Source organism: Moritella sp. 28 (assembly GCF_018219435.1).
Classification (GTDB): domain Bacteria; phylum Pseudomonadota; class Gammaproteobacteria; order Enterobacterales; family Moritellaceae; genus Moritella.
Map to the genome: position 1 here is coordinate 2,953,128 of NZ_CP056121.1, position 18,669 is coordinate 2,971,796.

The 18,669-nt window shown below is 39.7% G+C and carries 15 protein-coding genes; 3 read left to right on the top strand and 12 right to left on the bottom strand.

The features are described 5' to 3' along the window. Positions 1-4 precede the first annotated feature (4 nt). From msbA to bioB, 9 genes are all read right to left on the bottom strand, one after another. Positions 5-1,780, bottom strand: a complete 1,776-nt coding sequence (gene msbA, locus HWV02_RS13050; RefSeq protein ID WP_211676235.1) for a lipid A export permease/ATP-binding protein MsbA — start codon at positions 1,778-1,780, stop codon at positions 5-7. A 149-nt stretch (positions 1,781-1,929) separates the two neighbouring features. Next, on the bottom strand, positions 1,930-4,296 hold the full coding sequence (locus HWV02_RS13055) for an RND family transporter (RefSeq protein ID WP_211676236.1): 2,367 nt from the start codon (positions 4,294-4,296) through the stop codon (positions 1,930-1,932). 1 nt (position 4,297) lies between these two features. Beyond that, positions 4,298-5,473: a YCF48-related protein gene (locus HWV02_RS13060; protein WP_211676237.1), complete on the bottom strand. Its 1,176-nt coding sequence runs from the start codon at positions 5,471-5,473 to the stop codon at positions 4,298-4,300. A 124-nt stretch (positions 5,474-5,597) separates the two neighbouring features. After that, complete coding sequence (locus tag HWV02_RS13065; RefSeq protein WP_211676238.1) at positions 5,598-6,617, bottom strand: AraC family transcriptional regulator; 1,020 nt, start codon at positions 6,615-6,617, stop codon at positions 5,598-5,600. Positions 6,618-6,859: 242 nt separating this feature from the next. Then, on the bottom strand, positions 6,860-8,236 hold the full coding sequence (locus HWV02_RS13070) for a hypothetical protein (protein WP_211688103.1): 1,377 nt from the start codon (positions 8,234-8,236) through the stop codon (positions 6,860-6,862). 125 nt (positions 8,237-8,361) lie between these two features. Further along, positions 8,362-9,060: a dethiobiotin synthase gene (gene bioD / locus HWV02_RS13075; RefSeq protein WP_211688105.1), complete on the bottom strand. Its 699-nt coding sequence runs from the start codon at positions 9,058-9,060 to the stop codon at positions 8,362-8,364. A 62-nt stretch (positions 9,061-9,122) separates the two neighbouring features. Further along, complete coding sequence (bioC, locus tag HWV02_RS13080; RefSeq protein ID WP_211688107.1) at positions 9,123-9,911, bottom strand: malonyl-ACP O-methyltransferase BioC; 789 nt, start codon at positions 9,909-9,911, stop codon at positions 9,123-9,125. Next, the gene (gene bioF / locus HWV02_RS13085) at positions 9,908-11,053 is read right to left on the bottom strand and encodes an 8-amino-7-oxononanoate synthase (protein ID WP_211688109.1); all 1,146 of its coding nucleotides are present in this window, start codon (positions 11,051-11,053) and stop codon (positions 9,908-9,910) included. Before bioF ends, bioC begins: the two co-directional genes overlap by 4 nt. After that, a complete protein-coding gene (bioB, locus tag HWV02_RS13090; protein ID WP_211676243.1) occupies positions 11,053-12,135 on the bottom strand; it encodes a biotin synthase BioB in 1,083 nt (360 codons plus the stop codon). The genes bioF and bioB overlap by 1 nt, the downstream gene beginning before the upstream one ends. 91 nt (positions 12,136-12,226) lie before the next feature. Between bioB and bioA the strand changes: the two genes are divergently transcribed. The 3 genes from bioA to asnS all read left to right on the top strand — a co-directional run bounded on the left by bioA (position 12,227) and on the right by asnS (position 15,637). After that, on the top strand, positions 12,227-13,525 hold the full coding sequence (gene bioA, locus HWV02_RS13095; RefSeq protein WP_211676244.1) for an adenosylmethionine--8-amino-7-oxononanoate transaminase: 1,299 nt from the start codon (positions 12,227-12,229) through the stop codon (positions 13,523-13,525). Between the two features lie 180 nt (positions 13,526-13,705). After that, positions 13,706-14,068, top strand: a complete 363-nt coding sequence (locus HWV02_RS13100; RefSeq protein WP_211676245.1) for a hypothetical protein — start codon at positions 13,706-13,708, stop codon at positions 14,066-14,068. Between the two features lie 168 nt (positions 14,069-14,236). Further along, a complete protein-coding gene (asnS, locus tag HWV02_RS13105; protein ID WP_045112504.1) occupies positions 14,237-15,637 on the top strand; it encodes an asparagine--tRNA ligase in 1,401 nt (466 codons plus the stop codon). A 165-nt stretch (positions 15,638-15,802) separates the two neighbouring features. Here asnS and HWV02_RS13110 read toward each other — a convergent pair whose 3' ends face one another. The 3 genes from HWV02_RS13110 to HWV02_RS13120 form a co-directional block, all read right to left on the bottom strand. Next, the gene (locus HWV02_RS13110) at positions 15,803-16,708 is read right to left on the bottom strand and encodes an alpha/beta hydrolase (protein WP_211676246.1); all 906 of its coding nucleotides are present in this window, start codon (positions 16,706-16,708) and stop codon (positions 15,803-15,805) included. A 197-nt stretch (positions 16,709-16,905) separates the two neighbouring features. After that, complete coding sequence (locus HWV02_RS13115; protein WP_211676247.1) at positions 16,906-18,300, bottom strand: wax ester/triacylglycerol synthase family O-acyltransferase; 1,395 nt, start codon at positions 18,298-18,300, stop codon at positions 16,906-16,908. A 22-nt stretch (positions 18,301-18,322) separates the two neighbouring features. Continuing rightward, positions 18,323-18,619: a polyhydroxyalkanoic acid system family protein gene (locus tag HWV02_RS13120; RefSeq protein WP_045110180.1), complete on the bottom strand. Its 297-nt coding sequence runs from the start codon at positions 18,617-18,619 to the stop codon at positions 18,323-18,325. Positions 18,620-18,669: the final 50 nt, after the last annotated feature.

Below are 18,669 nucleotides of genomic sequence, written 5' to 3' on the forward strand. Positions count from 1 at the left end.
CTGTTTAGCCACCAAGTTGTAAACGGTGTAATTGTGCATAATGTTCACCTTTAGCAAGTAACTCGCTATGTGACCCAGTTTCAATAATAGAGCCGGATTCAATAACTAAGATTCGGTCTGCCGCTTCAATCGTTGATAAACGGTGAGCAATCACTAATGACGTTCTATCTTTTTGTAATACTTCAAGGGCTTGCTGTACTTTACGTTCTGATTCAGCGTCCAATGCAGACGTTGCTTCATCGAGAATTAAGATGGGAGCATCTTGTAACAATGCTCGTGCAATGGCCAGACGTTGGCGTTGACCACCTGATAGCATTGCACCGTTTTCACCAACTATAGTATCAAAGCCATTGTCAAAACCTTCAATAAATTCTAATGCGTTGGCTTTAGTCGCCGCTTCAATAATCTCTGCACGTGTCACTTCGTTAATACGGCCATAAGCAATATTAGCTGCGATCGAATCATTAAATAAATGTACATTTTGCGATACTAAGGCAATCTGGTTACGTAAAGATTTCAATTCATAGTCATGAAGAGGCATATCATCAATACTAATCTGACCTTTTTCTATTTCATAAAAACGCGTAATCAAACTGGCCAATGTTGATTTACCACTACCCGAGCGACCAACAAGAGCGATCATCTCACCGGGTTGTGCGGTAAAGTTCATATTCTCAATCAAGCGCGAACTCGCGGTTGGATAAGTAAAATCAACATTTGAGAAGGTAATTTTACCTGTAACACGTTCCGCTACATAGGTACCTGTATTTTTCTCTGCTTCGAGATCAAGAATATCAAATAAGCTGTTACATGCCGAAATTGCTCTTTGGATTTCAGAGTTGACGTTGGTAATATCACGTAATGGACGTAATAACGCCATCATAGAGCCGACAATGGCCACGAATTTACCTGGCGTAAGTTCCGCACGAATGGATTCAAAAGACGCAAGGTATAAAACAACACCAAGTGCAAATGAAGCCACGATCTGTACTAGCGCATTACTTGCTGCACCGGTTATCGCCATTTTCATTTGTTGCTGGCGAATATGGTTACTCACAATACCAAAACGTTCACGTTCTGTGTCATGCCCAGCTGACATTAATACGTCTTTATGACCATGTAACATTTGCTGCGCTGTTGATGACACATTACCCATAGCTTGCTGTAGACGTAGACTGATCACACGAAAGCGACGGCTCACAGTACCAATAATGATACCAACCAGTGGAGCAATAAATAATAAAACGAGGGATAACTGCCAGCTTTGGTAGAACATCCAAATAAGCAAACCAAGAATAAACGCACCACTACGGAACACGTTTACGATTGTTTTAGATGCTGCACCTGAAACTTGGCTGGAATCATAGATAATTTTTGATACTAATTCACCGGATGGGGTTTTATCAAAGAAGCTCACTGGTAAATGCATTAAATGATCAAATAACTGACGTTGTAAACGCATTACTACGGTATTACCCGCTTTCGCCATGCAATAACTTGAACCAAATGAAGCTAAGCCACGTAAACAAACCATACCGACAACAAAGAGTGGCATCCACTTTAAGAATGCTGACGTTTCAGCGTTAAAGCCATCATCGACAAGCGGCTGTAGAATATTAAGTAACGTTGCATCGACAATGCCGTAACCAAGCATAGCGAGGATACCAAAACCTAAGGTGGTTTTTAAGTCGAGAACATATATAGAAAATCGCTTGACGGTTTGCCAAGCTGTACGCTGTTGATCCATGAAAACTGTCTTGTTATTGAGATAGACAATCATTTTAAACCTAGGTTAACTAAAATACCAAACTTTCAATGCATAGAACCTCATAATAACTGTTTTTTAACCATATTAATAAAAAGGCTGCCCCAAATGGAGCAGCCTTTTAAATGATAATGATTAAGTCAATTAAAATAACAAGCATAAGTTTACACCGCGTTATTTTTACCCACCTCTATTTGAGTAGGCTGACTTGGTGTTACGACTTGAGTATTACCGCCAATATTTAACAACCATGCTAGCGCTGGTAGGAAACATAAAGCACCAATCATATTCCAGATAAACATGAAAGTAAGCATTAAGCCCATGTCAGCTTGAAATTTAATGGGTGACAATACCCAAGTGCACACACCAATAGCCAAGGTAACACCAGTAAATGCAACCGCTTTACCGGTGCTGGATAATGCGTACTTATAAGCATCTTGTAAGTTATCACCCATTTTTAAACGGGCTGATAACTGACTATAAATGTAGATGCCATAATCCACACCAATGCCCACACCTAATGCAATGACAGGTAATGTGGCCACTTTAACGCCAATACCTAATGTAGCCATTAGCGCTTGGCCTAAGATAGAGGTCAGCGCTAAAGGCAAAATAATACATATGAGTGTTTTGACTGAACGGAATGTCAGGAAGCAAAGCAGCCCAACTACGCCATATACCCACATCAACATTTGATATTGTGCTTTCTCAATCACGCTGTTTGTCGCCGCTTCAATACCCGCATTACCAGCCGCCAGCGCAAAATTAACACCTTCAGTTTTATTCGCTGCTGTGTAAGCAGTGATATCAGCAATCACAGTTTCGAGTGTATTCGCTTTATGATCATCAAGATAAATAATAAGCGGTAACATACTACACGTATTATTCATAAACGCAGCAGGCGCGCGACCTACGGCAGCATTAAGTACTAATTGATTAGGACTTAATCCTTGCCATTTTGGATTACCTTCATTCATGCCCACAATAGCTTTTTTAGCAATCGTCGCTACAGAAAGCGTTGATTGCACACCTGGAATACCTTCAACATGTGCTTGTAATTGGTTTACTGCATTCAATGTATGGTAACTACTACATTGTTCTGCGGGGGTCTCGACCATTAACACCATGATGTCAGTGCTCGCTTGGTAATTATTTGCAACATACGCATTATCTAAATTATAGCGACTGTCAGCGCGTAATTCAGGCGCACCCGCGTCGAGATCACCAATTTTTAACGCTTGTCCTTGATACAAACCAACAGCAAGACAAACCACACCGAATATTAATGCAGACTTAGCCCATTTTGCATCCGCAAAACGGCTAAACACAGTGACAATTAGCGGCGTCTTTGATTGTTCAGCTAGCAAATATTTAATGCCCGCAGGAGACACTCCTGTCCAAGACATTAAAATGGGTAACAGCACTAAGTTAGTTAACAAAATAACCGCAACACCCACACTCGCTGCAGTGGCCAAATCTTGAATAACCTGAATTTCAATCACATTCAAGGTAATAAAACCAAGACCATCACTTAACAATGCAATTAGACCTGGAATTGCGAGAGATCTAAACGCAAGACGCGCAGCTTGTTCTGCTTTATTGCCAGCAGCCATATGTTGACCGATTGAACTAATTAACTGAACACCATGACTTACCGCAATCGCAAATACTAAAAATGGCACTAACATAGAGTAAGGGTCTAGGCCCTGCCCTAATAAGTTAAGTAATCCTAATTGCCAAATAACCGCAACCAGTGCACAAGTAACTGTCACTATCGTGCTTCTTAAGCAACGACTATAAAGATATAGTAAAGCGAAAGTAATGATAATGGCGGTGATAAAGAAGATAACGACTTCTGCAGCACCAGCAATAAGATCACCAACAACCTTGGCAAATCCTGTAATATGTACTTTAACGCCGTCTACTTCATATTTACTGCGTATGTCTTCTAACGTATTCGATAATTGATTATAATCTAAAGGTTTACCTGTATCCGGGTTTATGCTCATTAACGGTAATAAGAATACCGCTGACTTAAAATCATCACCGACTAAATAACCAACTTGCCCAGATAACATAACGTTACGGCGTAATCGGTCTAGCGTGCGCTGGCTACCATCATAATCACTTGGTATAACAGTACCACCAACAAAACCGTCTTCTGTTACCTCAGCCCAAGTCACATTTGAGGTCCAAATTGATTTCATCCCAGAGCGATCAACACCCGAAATAAAAAACAATTCATCATTCAATGCGCGCATCCGTTCTTGAAAGTCCGCATTAAAGATATCGCCTTTTTCATTTTCAATAACAACGCGGACGCTATTACCTAAGCTGGCCAACTCTTGTTTATAATTTAAGTAGTTTTGAATATATTCATGCTGTACTGGGATCATCTTTTCGAATGATGCGCTCGGCCTCACTAAACTTGCGTTATAAGCTAAAAAAGCAGTGAGCAATACGATGAATGCAAACACCACATATTTAAAACCAAATAATTGTTTTTCGATCCAAATAGTTAGTTTTTCCATGTTATTTTAGACCTCCCTGTACTAATTCATTTTTCAGACTGCTTTGCCAACCACGGAGACCCGTTGTAACAACATTACCATCAATTACTTTAACTGATGTGATATCAATACGTTGATTCGATTTTGAAATATCATTAAAGACATGCCCATCATAAACGAGTTTTAGACCACCAGCCCCCACTAATAACAACTCCTTGCTATTTAGCCAGTCAGCAGAAAATATATGATTTGTCACGCCTGTATCTAAGCGCTGCCAAGTATCGCCTTGGTTTTTCGACGTAAACATGTTGCCACGTAATCCATAGCTGTAGAGTGTATTTCCTTGCACTTCGATACCAAATAATGACCCCGAGTAATCAATATCTAACGAACGCCAAGTTTGACCTTGGTCTGACGTTGCAATACCGAAACCAGCCTCACCAATAACATAAATATTCTTTTCTGCATCTGTTGTTAATGCATTAAGATGGAAACCTTCAGGATTCGGCACTTTAAAACCGATATATTCCCAGCTATTACCACCATCTTTAGTCTCTAACATTGCACCATAAGCGCCAATAACAAGGCCATAATCTGCTGAACTAAATAGCACATCAAAGAATGAAATTTCAATGCCAGAATTAGCCGTTAAATCTTCTAATTTATACGATGCATCATCAAGTTGCATTTCAATTTCATCCAGCATATCTTCATCGATACCCGCAACTTCGGCCCGTTCAAATGCAGCTGTTAACAATACAACTTGAGTCTCTAAACTTGATTTAAGTAGGTTTGTTAATTGAAGACCATCAAAAACCTTATTCCAATTATGACCACCATCCGTTGTTTTTAATATGACACCTTGATGACCCACAGCCCAAGCCACTTTCTCATCAATAAAATCAACTGCGGTTATCGTTGTTTGCACTGGCACGTTAGCCTGAAGCCAAGCGGAGTTACTATCCTCTCGAACCAAAATACGGCCGTACTCACCAACCAATATTTGTCGCTTAGCATAATTATCAATTTCTAAAAAAACACTTTTCTCTACAAGGCTATTCATTTCAGCCGCGACCAGTAGAACATTATTCTCTACATAACCGTTTGCTGTGTTTAGCGCTTGTTCCTCGCTTGCACTGTGTACAGGTAAACTTAATGTACATAACAGCGCCAACAATTTTTTGTCCATACTTGGCATTTGTACTCCCTAATCCCTTAAGTTTACGGCGTCTTTTCACTAAGACCCCAAATTTTCATCAAATGGTTATATAGCCGTCATTTGATGCAAACAATTCAACAGTTGTGAACCAACCAACAACTATTTACGAATGGTAATGTTCTCCTCGATATGCACCTGGTGTGACCCCTTTCCAGCGCTTAAAAGCACGAGAAAAATTGGCAACATTAGAAAAGCCCAATAAGTAACTTATTTCCCCCAAAGATAAAAGGTTTTGATTGAGGTGTTGCTCGGCTATTGTTTGACGAATATTTTCAACTAAATCTTTATAACTCGTCCCTGAATCATTTAATTTTCGCTGTAAGCTACGCTGACTGAAATTTAATTTTTCAGCCACCAGATCAATATTAGGTATGCCTGTCGCCATCCGTGAAACGACTTCTGAACGTACTTTACTTACAACATTATTACTCGTCAGCCCTGCGAGATAATCATCTGCCGCCTGATCACTTAATAACGTGAGATCAGGCGCAATATTAGGAAGGGGTTTTGATAACAATTCACGATCCATTACCAGCATAGATTTACTTGAACTAAATTCAATAGAGCATCCAGTATGGGCTTCAAATTGCTCGTGACAACGACTGTCGACAGTCGTATATATCTTGATTGGTGCAAAACCAGGATTAGATAGATCACGACATATTTTGATGATGGACAGCAGCATTGTTAATTCAAGTTGGGCACCGATACGATTAATATCGCTTTCGGTCTCATTCAGATTTAACGCGAGATAACAATACGTTTCATCTTCGCTTAGATTAATGCGGCATGTACTACTCAAAACACGATCATAATGAACTAAACGGGTAAATGCATCTTGTAAAGACGAGGATGCTTGTAATGCATAACCAAGCGCGTGAAACGTTGTCGCAACAATACATTGGCTAACTTTAATTGGTAAGAGTGGGTCATCTGTTAACACAACTGATTGCTCGAAAAGTTTATTACACAGACTAATCGGCACACGGCTGCCTACATGTGTAATGTCATTCATGTTAATGTCTGATTTAGACAGCAGTTCAAGAGGTTCAATACCTTTCCATTGCAAGGCTTTACAGAGCGCAACAAGCCAACCACCAATAACATCTCCTTGTCCGTCCATTGCTAGCACTCCTTTGCTTATATTTATTGCCGCTTTATTAATAATAGATGGTTTACAGATAGACTATCGATCAAAAACGCACGAATACATACAACAAATATTCCACACAGGCAACATATTCGCAACAAGGTTAATTCAAAAATAAGAGCTTAGTATCATAATAATTCAAACGTTTGATTAAATGATCATAAAGGCATTAGATTATCGATAGATTTAATGCCTAGATAAATATAATTTCACGGTTAAAGAATCTCGCTAAATATATCAGCAGCTTCAATATCAAGAATACCTGATCGATTAACTGTTATTTTATGGCGCTCGTAAACGACTTTAGCACTATCATCTTTTAATCCAACTACCACGTTAACTTGGTAACGTCTTTCAATCGCTTCTTTACTTATTTTACTATCATGTTCTGCATAGACAGCACCGGTGCCACGTTCCAAATAACGAATAAATGGACGCACACTAAAATAGATCTGCTCTTGCATACGATCATAGCCCGCTTGGAAACCTTTGTTACTCACTCGAGTATCAAGGCGATAGTGTAATAGAATTGATTCTTGCTTGTTTTGCGGACGACGGCGATATAATACGTCACGTACAACGATTGGTAATTTACTCTGTTTAATGTAGTCCAGCCATATACGCTGCTTGGAAATAATTTGTTTATTTGATGTGTCGATTAGGTTTCTTGACCATTTTGGGCGTCCCTTACGGATCCAACGCCATAAAGTGTTATTAAATTCATCTTTAAAGATCTCCCTGAAGCCATAAATAACCGATAACACAGCAATTAAAGCATAGGTTAAACCTTTTAACTCACCTTGAGCAAAAAAGATCATACTTAATACAATCACCATCACAAGTGACGTTGCAGTACCTTTTACGATTTTTTTCTGGTGTTTACCTAATTGCTGAGTTTCTTCTTTAAAGATCACGCCATGCTCGATTAAACGACGCAACAAACGCATTTTATTCGCAATTCGATTAGGGTCTAATAAGGTTCTTGGCGAATTATATCCATTTTCTAAACGATACTTAGCTTCACCACGACAAAAACCTATAATTTCAGCCCGTTCATCAAGAAATTCATTGCTTTTTTTCCGCTTTGATAACGCTTTATAACAGCATTGCTCACTAAACCATGACAGATAATTATCCACATTATTAAAATAAGCTTTTAATTTTTCATCTGCCGGGGCATTACGACGAAACTTCTTTATAATCGATTTTGCGACATCATTAAGCTCTATTAGCGCAGAATAGAATAATTGCGGTTCGATTTGCTGTTGAATATTGCTGATATCTTTTTCGAAGGCTTTAGCAAATTGATAAGCAAACAGATTTAAGTTAACACGGTATTCGTCTGGAGAACGTTTCATTCGACTTGCAAAACGGCTTTGTACTAACGGGAGGTGTAAACCTTCAGAATAATACGCGCGCTTACCTTGAATACCACGATAGAAGTAATCTTCTTCCGTCAATGTCTGCGGATTGATTCCCATTTCATTCGGTAATAAAAAATACACATCAACACGACGATAACCACCTTGCGGGATCAGGTGATTCAATTTAAATGATAATTTATCTTCTTGCTTTAAAACAATCTTAGCCACTCGTTGTACATCCTTTAGTTATTACACGTACTCCTTACATAGAACGCACGATCAAAGTCCCCCCAGTGAAACATAACGTTTACATTAAAATTTGATGGGGTATTTATGGCTAAGTATATTATCCTTTACAACGCTAAATAAGAAGTTAAATCCAAATAGTTAGCTGGTTTTTCCTGTTTATCCTCACTTAATGACAAATAAGGCATTTTTCCCATGAGTGGAGCAGGTAATGCCACCGTTAATGTTTCTATCATTTCATCATAATTAGCAATATCGATCGCAAGACTGTTCGCAACCCAACCAATCAGATTAGCACCTGAATGTTGAATAGCTTGCGCTGATAGTATCGCATGATTCAAACAGCCTAACTTAACCCCTACTACAAGAATAACATCTAACTTATTTTCAGCTACCCAAGATGAAAAATAGTGACTGTTATCAATAGGGAGATGCCAGCCTCCAGCACCTTCAACAACAGTAAAGTCGATATCATCCGGCACCTTAGTGAGAGCGGTATCTACTAACGTAAGATCAATAAATTCGCCTTTTTTCTTTGCTGCGATATGTGGTGCAATCGGTTCCAGATAAGCAATGGGATTGATGATGTCGTAATCTAGATTGTGCGATGCATGTTGCTGTAATAACAAGGCATCTTCATTACGTAAACCCACAGGGGTTAATTCACAACCGGCAGAAATAGGCTTTAACCCTACAGTTTTAAAACCTAAATTATTGGCGTATTCAAGAATCGCACAACTAATCACCGTCTTACCAACGTCTGTGTCAGTACCGGTAATAAATACTTTTTTCCTATGATTTATCATTGATGCCTTTCTCTGCTTTAAATTAGCGTATCTTAAATTAAAATGTCTTTCGTTCAGGTGTATTAACGTTTACGCAATAAGCAGTAAGCCAGTTTATAGCTAAGTGGCAGCAAGCCTTGGTTATCACGTCGCTTTTCATAATTGGCTTTGAATGCCCTCAGTTCAGCCTGCGTTGTAGGTTTCGCGTCTTTGTTATGTACATGATTGGCCCCAATGCCTTTTAGACTTAACATGACGTCTTTAACACTTGAGTAATGCATCGTTTGAATTTCAATTTGAAAACACTCTACACTCAATCCCGACTTTAATAACGCTGCTTTAATTTCACCTTCAGACAGAAAACGATTTACATGACGATACCTGTTAACGGGGGCCCATGATTGCGCCAGTTCATCAAGACTACCCGCAACCAAGGTACTGAATAACATCAAGCCACCTCGTTTTAAGCAACGCGATGTTTCAAGTAACGGCGTAGCTAAATCATCACACCACTGCAATGCTAAATTAGAGACACACAAGTCAATGCTATTAGACTGTAATGGTAGCGACTCCGCATCGCCATTAAGCCAATAAGTAGGTGTGGTTAATTGATGATGCTCTTGGGCGTGAGAAAGCATGCCAAAAGATAAATCAACCGCAATCAACTTTTCACTACACTCCGCTAATGTTGGTAGTAATGCCCCGCTACCACAACCAAGATCGACAGTCGTTACAAAGGGGCTCATCATATCAGGCACCGAAGGTAAGTACTGCAATAACTTATCGCTGGATAATCGCTGCAAGAGTGCATGTTGATCATAACTCGCAGCCGCTTTACCAAAACAACGTGCAACTGCATTTTTATCAATCATGCAGTGCCTCCTGTACGACCATCTAGCGCATCCTTTAGACGGGTCAATAATAAATCAATATCTTCAATACTATGGCTGGCTGATAAAGTAATACGCAAACGTGATGAGCCTTGTGGCACCGTCGGCGGACGAATGGCTTTTACTAACAAACCTTTACTCGCTAGATATTGACTGATCTTCATTGCCTTATTTGCATCACCAATAATAAGTGGTTGAATGGCGGTATCAGACGGCATTAAAGTGATATTACGTAAAGAACATTGCTGCTTAAAATAAGTAATAAGTTGACTTAAATGCGCGACACGCCATGTTTCTGTTGCCATAATCGTCAAGGCTTTATCAATACATACCGCCATAGCAGCTGGCATCGCTGTTGAGTATATATAAGGCTTTGAAAAATTAACCAGATATTCGATAACGTCTTTGGGAGCAGCAACGAATGCACCCGATACACCAACAGCCTTTCCAAACGTCGCCATATACAAATCAACATCACGGGCTAATAAACTATGCTGCTTTAGGCTATTTCGTCCCTTTGGAAGAACACCAAATCCATGAGCATCATCCACCAACAACCAGCTGTCATGCGCTTTACACTGCTGACTAATCGCCTGTAAGTCAGCCGTATCGCCATCCATGCTAAACACACCTTCAGTCACCACGAGTGAATTCGTATGTCGATGGCGGTTTTGAGTCAGAATTTGTGCAAGATGCTCACTATCATTATGTTTAAAACGTTTCATGGTCGCAGGTGAATAAACACCCGCTTCAATTAACGAAGCATGATTAAGCTTATCTTGAACCAATAAATCATGCTTATCTAACAAGACTTTAATTAATGCTTGGTTGGCACTGTAACCTGAATTAAATAGCAAACTCGATTCATAGCCTGTGATTTCAGCTAATTTGTCTTCCAGTGCGGCATGAGCATTGGTATAACCCGTGACCAAAAAAGAGCCACCACTACCGACACCATATTCGTTTGCCCCACTCTGCCAAGCACTAATTAGCTCCGGATGTGTCGATAACCCCAAGTAATCATTCGCAGAAAAATTAATAGCGCCATTACTGAGCGCTCGTGTGCGTAACAAGGAATTAACTTGCTGCTGGTGTAATACTTGTGTAATGAATTCGAAAGCCATTAATGTGTAGCACTCGTCGCATCAACATTTTTTGTATCAACAGCTGTCGCATCATAAAACAATGACGGTGACGCCTGCTCTGCGATTTCATCCAACAACTGCGCAGATTGCGCTTCATCACTTGCTTCGCGAATACGCGCAGGTTGTAAACCAAGTTTTCTAAACAGACGCTTATCGCTGTCTTCATCTGGATTATCCGTTGTTAACAACTTGCAACCGTAGAAAATAGAATTTGCACCCGCCATGAAACATAACGTTTGCGTTTGTTCACTCATCGCTTCGCGACCAGCCGATAAACGAACATAAGATTTAGGCATTAAGATACGTGCAGTCGCAATGGTACGTACAAACTCTAATTCGTCTAAATCTGGCGTATCTTCAAGCGGTGTTCCGGCCACTTTAACTAACATGTTAATTGGCACACTTTCTGGATGATGTGGTAAATTAGCAAGTGACCTAAGTAAACCAATCCGATCAAGTTGTTGCTCACCCATACCAACAATCCCACCAGAACATACTTTCATTCCAGCCTCACGGACATGATCTAAGGTATTTAAGCGATCTTGGTAGGTACGCGTGGTAATAATCTGTTCGTAGTATTCTTCTGACGTATCCAAGTTATGGTTGTAATAGTCTAAACCCGCGGCAGAAAGAGATTGCGCTTGTTCCGGCGCTAACATGCCTAACGTCATGCAAGTTTCAAGTCCCATTGCTTTAACGCCTTTAACCATATCAATTAAATACGGCATATCGCGCTTGTGAGGGTTTTTCCAAGCCGCCCCCATACAGAAACGACTTGCACCATTATCTCTTGCTTCAGCTGCACGTTTAAGTACTGTTTCTACTTGCATCAAGCGTTCTTTCTCAATACCCGTTGTATAGCGTGCACTCTGTGGGCAATACTTACAATCTTCAGGGCAAGCGCCGGTCTTGATTGATAACAGCGTACTGATTTGTACACTGTTTGGATCAAAATTCTGACGATGAACCGTTTGAGCCTGAAACATCAAATCGTTAAACGGTTGGTTAAATAGTGCTTCAATCTCATCAAGTTGCCAATCATGGCGAACGCTATTAGTCATCTAAAATCCTTTATTTGAATTTATTCTTAAACTCGATTAGTCTATCCAGCATAGCCGCAAGGTCAACCAAATGCTAAAACTAAGGTTTACAATGACTCAAAAAACAAACAGTGATTTAATGAAGTTCGACCAGCAGCACATCTGGCACCCTTACACATCGATGACAAAACCCCTGCCTTGTTACCATGTTGATAGTGCTGAGGGGGTTTATCTCACGTTAAATGACGGTACACGATTAATCGATGGCATGTCTTCTTGGTGGGCATCAATTCATGGCTATAACGTACCAGCGCTAAATCAAGCAATGCAAAAACAAGCAAGTAAAATGTCACATGTGATGTTTGGTGGCATCACTCATGATCCAGCAATTAATTTATGCCAAAAATTAGTCGATATTACACCCGACGGTCTCGAATGTGTGTTCCTGTCCGATTCAGGGTCTGTCAGTGTTGAAGTCGCAATGAAAATGGCAATTCAATATTGGCACCATCAACAACCGACGAAGAAGAAGTTTGTCACCATACGTAATGGTTATCACGGGGATACATTTGGCGCGATGTCAGTTTGCGATCCAGATAATGGCATGCACGAATTGTTTACAGGTTTCTTGGCGCCGCAATACTTTATTAACGCACCAAGCATCAAATTTAACGAACAATGGCAGCAGAGTGCCATGCAAGATCTGGAGCAAGCGTTAATAGAAAACCATCAACACATAGCGGCGCTTATTTTAGAACCTATCGTGCAGGGCGCTGGCGGTATGAAGTTCTATCATCCCGAGTTTTTACGCCAAGCAAAATTACTCTGCGAACGTTATGAAGTGTTATTGATTGCCGATGAAATTGCGACAGGTTTTGGCCGAACAGGAAAGTTATTTGCTTGTGAACATGCGGGCATCACACCTGACATTATGTGTTTGGGTAAAGGCATCACAGGCGGTTACATGACACTAGCGGCAACATTAACCACCCGCCATGTTGCAGAAACAATCAGTAATGGACCCAGCGGCGTATTAATGCACGGCCCAACATTCATGGGGAACCCACTTGCCTGTGCAGTCGCAAATGCCAGTATCGATTTATTAATGGCAAGTAATTGGCAGCGACAAGTTAAAGGAATAGAAGACCAGTTACAACAAGCATTACTCCCCCTCGTCGCACATAAAAATGTTGCTGATGCACGCGTATTGGGCAGTATTGGCGTGATTGAGACCACAAAATCGATTGATCTGGCTAAAGCACAAGTATTATTTGTTGAGCTAGGTGTATGGATCAGGCCTTTTGGTAAACTCTTGTATATTATGCCCCCTTACATCATTTCAGATTCAGAGCTCACCAAATTATGTCATGTGATCAAACAAGTGCTTGATGCTGACATTTGGGCTCAATAACATATTAACCAATATGTATTTAGCTTTCTCTTGTTTTCACTTGCAATATAATAAAAATAGTCTTTGCTAAACTATGGGTACCAAGTCTATTTTATGACCTGCGTACTTTATTTTCGTTAATGTAACAAACGGAATATTAAGTTTGTTACATTAATTTAATCTTAGTTTGTGGGGTCATTTATGCTCAATAATTTATTGATATTCAGTTTAAGTCTAATTAGCTTTTGCACTATCTCGTATATTATTTATATTAAAATCATTGAGCCCCTTAGCAGTATCAAAGGTTATATCCAGGAAGCTCAATTTGAGCATTACATCATCAATAAACTTGAACATGCAACCGGTACACAAGGGTTGTCAGAGCGCTACAACTTGATGCTCGATATTAATATTAGTGAATCAAGTTATTTTGATCAATTACAACAAACGTTAAAACAACGCGAAATCAGCCCTGCAGACACTCCCCCCATGAAATTGAATCGTAGCATTTTAAACCAAGTCCGTTTACTGCAACAAAAGAAAAAACAAATTAATTACCATTAGAATCCTCAACCATTTGCGATTATCCGAGTTAATTTACTAAATAATAAGCAAACAAAATGATTTTTCATTGTTTTTACTTGTATCCTACAACTGCAAAGGTAATATATCCTTACTTAAACAATCATCATTCGCTCAGCAAGAGCTTTTATGCTGGAGAGCAATAATCCTATGACGCATACGTCAGTTAAAGATATTTTTGCCGGTAAATTCCCGGTAGGCAGCACAGTTACAACGAAAGGCTGGATCCGCACACGTCGTGATTCTAAAGCTGGTATTTCTTTCTTAGCTATTTACGATGGTTCGTGCTTCGATCCGATCCAAGCAGTTGTAAGTAAAGATTTACCGAACTACGAAGCAGACGTTTTAAACCTTACTGCAAGTTGTTCAGTTGAAGTTACGGGTGTGGTGGTTGAATCACCTGGTAAAGGTCAAGCATTCGAAATCCAAGCAACAGAAGTTATTGTACTTGGTTTAGTTGAAGACCCTGATACTTACCCTATGTCAGCTAAACGCCACAGCATCGAATACCTTCGTGAACACGCACACCTACGTGGCCGTACTAACGTTATGGGTGCGGTTATGCGTGTTCGTAACTGTTTATCACAAGCTATTCACCGCTTTTACCATGAAAATGGTTATAACTGGTTAAGCACACCACTTATCACTGGTAGTGATTGTGAAGGTGCTGGTGAAATGTTCCGTGTAAGTACACTGGATATGAATAACCTGCCTTTAACTGATAAAGGTGACGTTGATTACAAAGAAGACTTCTTTGGTAAAGAAACCTTCCTAACGGTATCTGGTCAACTTAACGCTGAAACGTATGCTTGTGCAATTGGTAAAGTTTATACTTTCGGTCCAACTTTCCGTGCAGAAAACTCAAACACAACACGTCACCTTGCAGAATTCTGGATGGTTGAACCTGAGATTGCGTTTGCTGATTTAGACGATGCTGCAAAACTAGCTGAAGATATGCTTAAGTATTGCTTTAGAGCTGTACTAGAAGAGCGTATGGATGACATGCAGTTCTTTGCACAGCGTATCAACAAAGAAGCGATTACTCGTTTGGAAAGCTTTGTAGATTCTGACTTTGCACAAATTGATTACACTGACGCAATTAAGATCTTAGAAGAATGTGGTAAAGAATTCGAATTCCCAGTTTCTTGGGGTATCGATATGTCTTCTGAGCACGAACGTTACCTTGCTGAAGAACACTTCAAAGCACCTGTTGTTGTTAAAAACTACCCGAAAGATATTAAATCATTCTACATGCGTATGAATGAAGACGGTAAAACAGTTGCGGCAATGGACGTACTTGCACCAGGTATTGGTGAAATCATCGGCGGTAGCCAACGTGAAGAACGTTTAGATATGCTTGATAAGCGTATGGAAGAAATGGGCTTAAACAAAGAAGATTACTGGTGGTACCGCGACCTACGTCGTTTCGGTACTGTGCCACACTCTGGCTTTGGTCTAGGTTTCGAACGCTTAGTGTCTTATGTAACTGGTATGCAAAATATCCGTGACGTAATTCCTTTCCCGCGTGCACCACGTACAGCTGAATTCTAATTTAAGTGTACAGTTAGTTTTTAAAATAGAAAGCTAACCGCTTAAAACAAAAAGGCTGGTGAGATAATGATTTATCTTACCAGCCTTTTTTTTGACTGTTATACCCAAGTTACTTCAAGATGCTTGGGTATATAACATTAATTTTCGCAATCTTAGTTACATTCGCTAAAGAGCATGCTTCTTTATAAAGTCCACAATTTGAATCAGCGCCGCCTTACTTTCAGGAAGTTGTTCAAATAATGGAAAGACATGCGGCATTTGGTGCCATATTTGTAAATGAGCATCAACGCCCTTAGCCTGCATAAAGTCAGCAAGTCGCGTTGAATCATCGCGCATTAGCTCTGCACTTCCAGCATGGAACATAAAAGGAGGAAATCCAGTGAAATCACCAAATAGAGGGGAAATTTCATCATTATGCAGGTCCGTACTATTCCCCTCTAAATATAAATTACGACAATGTAACATGACTTCCAAACTAAATAACGCATCACTATAGCGATTCTCTACAGAAGACAAACCACTTTGAGTCATATCCGCCACCGGTGATAATAAAACGCAGCAACTTGGCATGGGTAAACCATTACGTTTAGCGCGTAGCAATAAAGACAGCGCAATATTACCACCCGCAGAATCGCCCGCGACAACGATGTCTTCGGGTAAGGTACCTTCATCTAATAATGACTGGTAAACAGCATAACAACTGTCTACTCCAGCAGGAAAAGGAAATTCAGGGGCAAGTGGGTAATCTGGAACAACGGCAAGTAAATCTAATGGCTCAGCTAAACGTGCGATAAAATTATTATGTAATGCAGGTGTTTTAAATACAAAAGCGCCACCATGTACATATAATAGTTTTTTCTTACTCGTAGAGAACTTAACCTTGATCTCATCACACAAAGTGCCAGCACGCATTGATTGTGAACGTTCAATTTTAGAACTAGTTCCGAATACAAATTTGTCTAATGCTCGCATCTGAAAACGTAATTTATGCACGTCTTTGGTATTTTCAATCGAACGCTTCACTGTTTGTTTCAAAAATAAATTCAGCGCCTTAGCTTGCCAACTAATCAAAATAACCTCGAACAAAATATATACGTGTAAAAATATAGCAATACAAATTAGGTACTTTACCTAAGACATAGAACTAACAATGGAATTTATATTTTATAAGTTACATCTTTACGTAACAAATATGTAACTTATGAAAAGTAGCATGAAATAAGCAGAAGGGATAGATAAAGATGGCAACCTAGTCACCATCTTTATATTTACCGTGAAGAGATTAGCACTGAGTGTTGCTTGGCATTGTCGAGAATTTCATCGGATAGAGTGTCACAGGCAGCTTCAACATGACGAGATAGCATATCTAAATCAGGTAATTCATTCTTACAACCGACTAGACCAAAAAAAACTTTTTCATGATAGCTATATAGCGTAATGTTTAATGCCGTACCAGCAGAGAGTACTGACACAGGGTACACCTCTGTTAATTTAGCGCCAGCTAGATAAGCAAACTCTTGCTGACCACGCACATTCGATACAAGTACTGAACCTAATGGAGGTAAGAACTTTGATATACCCAACCATTCAGAAATAGACGCTGTTGCTTGAATCAGTAGTGAGAAATTAACTACCGATTCAGCAGGTAAACTGAATAAATCTTCTTTCACACTGCTCGTACGTTTAAAAATGGTTTCTAAATGATCTAGTGCATCAGCATCAATATTACCCAATTCAACACCTGTTAATGCATTTCTACGCCCATTACCAATACGAACTGGAACCTGAGCAACTAACGGCTTACGTAATAAGATACCCTTTTCTTTTAAGTAACGGTTAAGACCGATATCAACACAACATAAGATCACGTCATTCAACGTTACCCCTGTTATCTTACTAATTGAACGCATTTTTTCAAAAGGTAAGCGACCAAAAGAAACAATACGAGATCGCGTCGCAGGGACAGAAAATGGTGTCCTTGGTGCACAAAATGGTAATGCTGGTCCTTTGTTACGTAAGTGTAGAAATTTTAGTCCCATACGAGCACCGAGTTTGACAAGGCCTGGGATTGATTTCAGCTGCTTTAGTCCGCTCACATAAGCTGATAGCGTACTTTCAATCACACCCGCAGATTCTTTATAACCAGGACGGAAAGATGGGATCTGCCAAAATGGACGGTAGTCATTTACTGATTGATCACTTTGTAAATACCCAGACAGCCAACTATTTGCCATTTTACCATCAGCCATTGCGTAATGGATTTTGGTGAAGATAGCAAAACGATCGTCTGACAGACCTTCAATAAGATAAACCTCCCATAACGGTCGCGAACGATCGATTAGATGTGAATGTAAACGTTCAACTAAATCGCGTAATTGTTCATCAGAACCATCACCCGGTAACATTGACATGCGGATATGATAATTAAAATCAAATTGGCTATCATGAACCCAATAATACAAGCCACCAATGCTTTTTTTAAGCTTAAAATTAAACGGGGTCGCAACAGCCGGATCCATAATCAATTTTTGAAAAAGATCGCGCGCGAAATTACCTTCATAGTCCTTTGGTGGTTCAAATATTTGCAGTCCTGAAAAATGCTTAGGACTTGCTGTACTCTCACTTAATAAAAATGAGGTTTCAACCAGTGATAATTGTTCCATAATATCAAGCCTTAATCATACTTTATTTATGTGAGCACGCAGCACTTGGCAGCAGTTCATCAAGCGTTTCTTCAATACTTTGTTTTAAAACAAAGCTAACAGGAAATAACAGTATTCCCAATTTTAATTTAATTTTGATACTTTCGGAATCAGCATGTAAATACCCTCTGGTATGTGCATGCTTAATATGAAGTTTATCACCTTGCCACTTAAGTTTAAGGTCATACTCTTCTGCTATATCAAGCATAACTTTGTCTGCGATACGGATAATTTGCTGATGTGGCAAACTATGACCGCGAATGATTTCAATGTTACCCACAATTCACCTTACTCGCTAAGTTAGAACCCTGACGAGTGTTAAGTCTAATG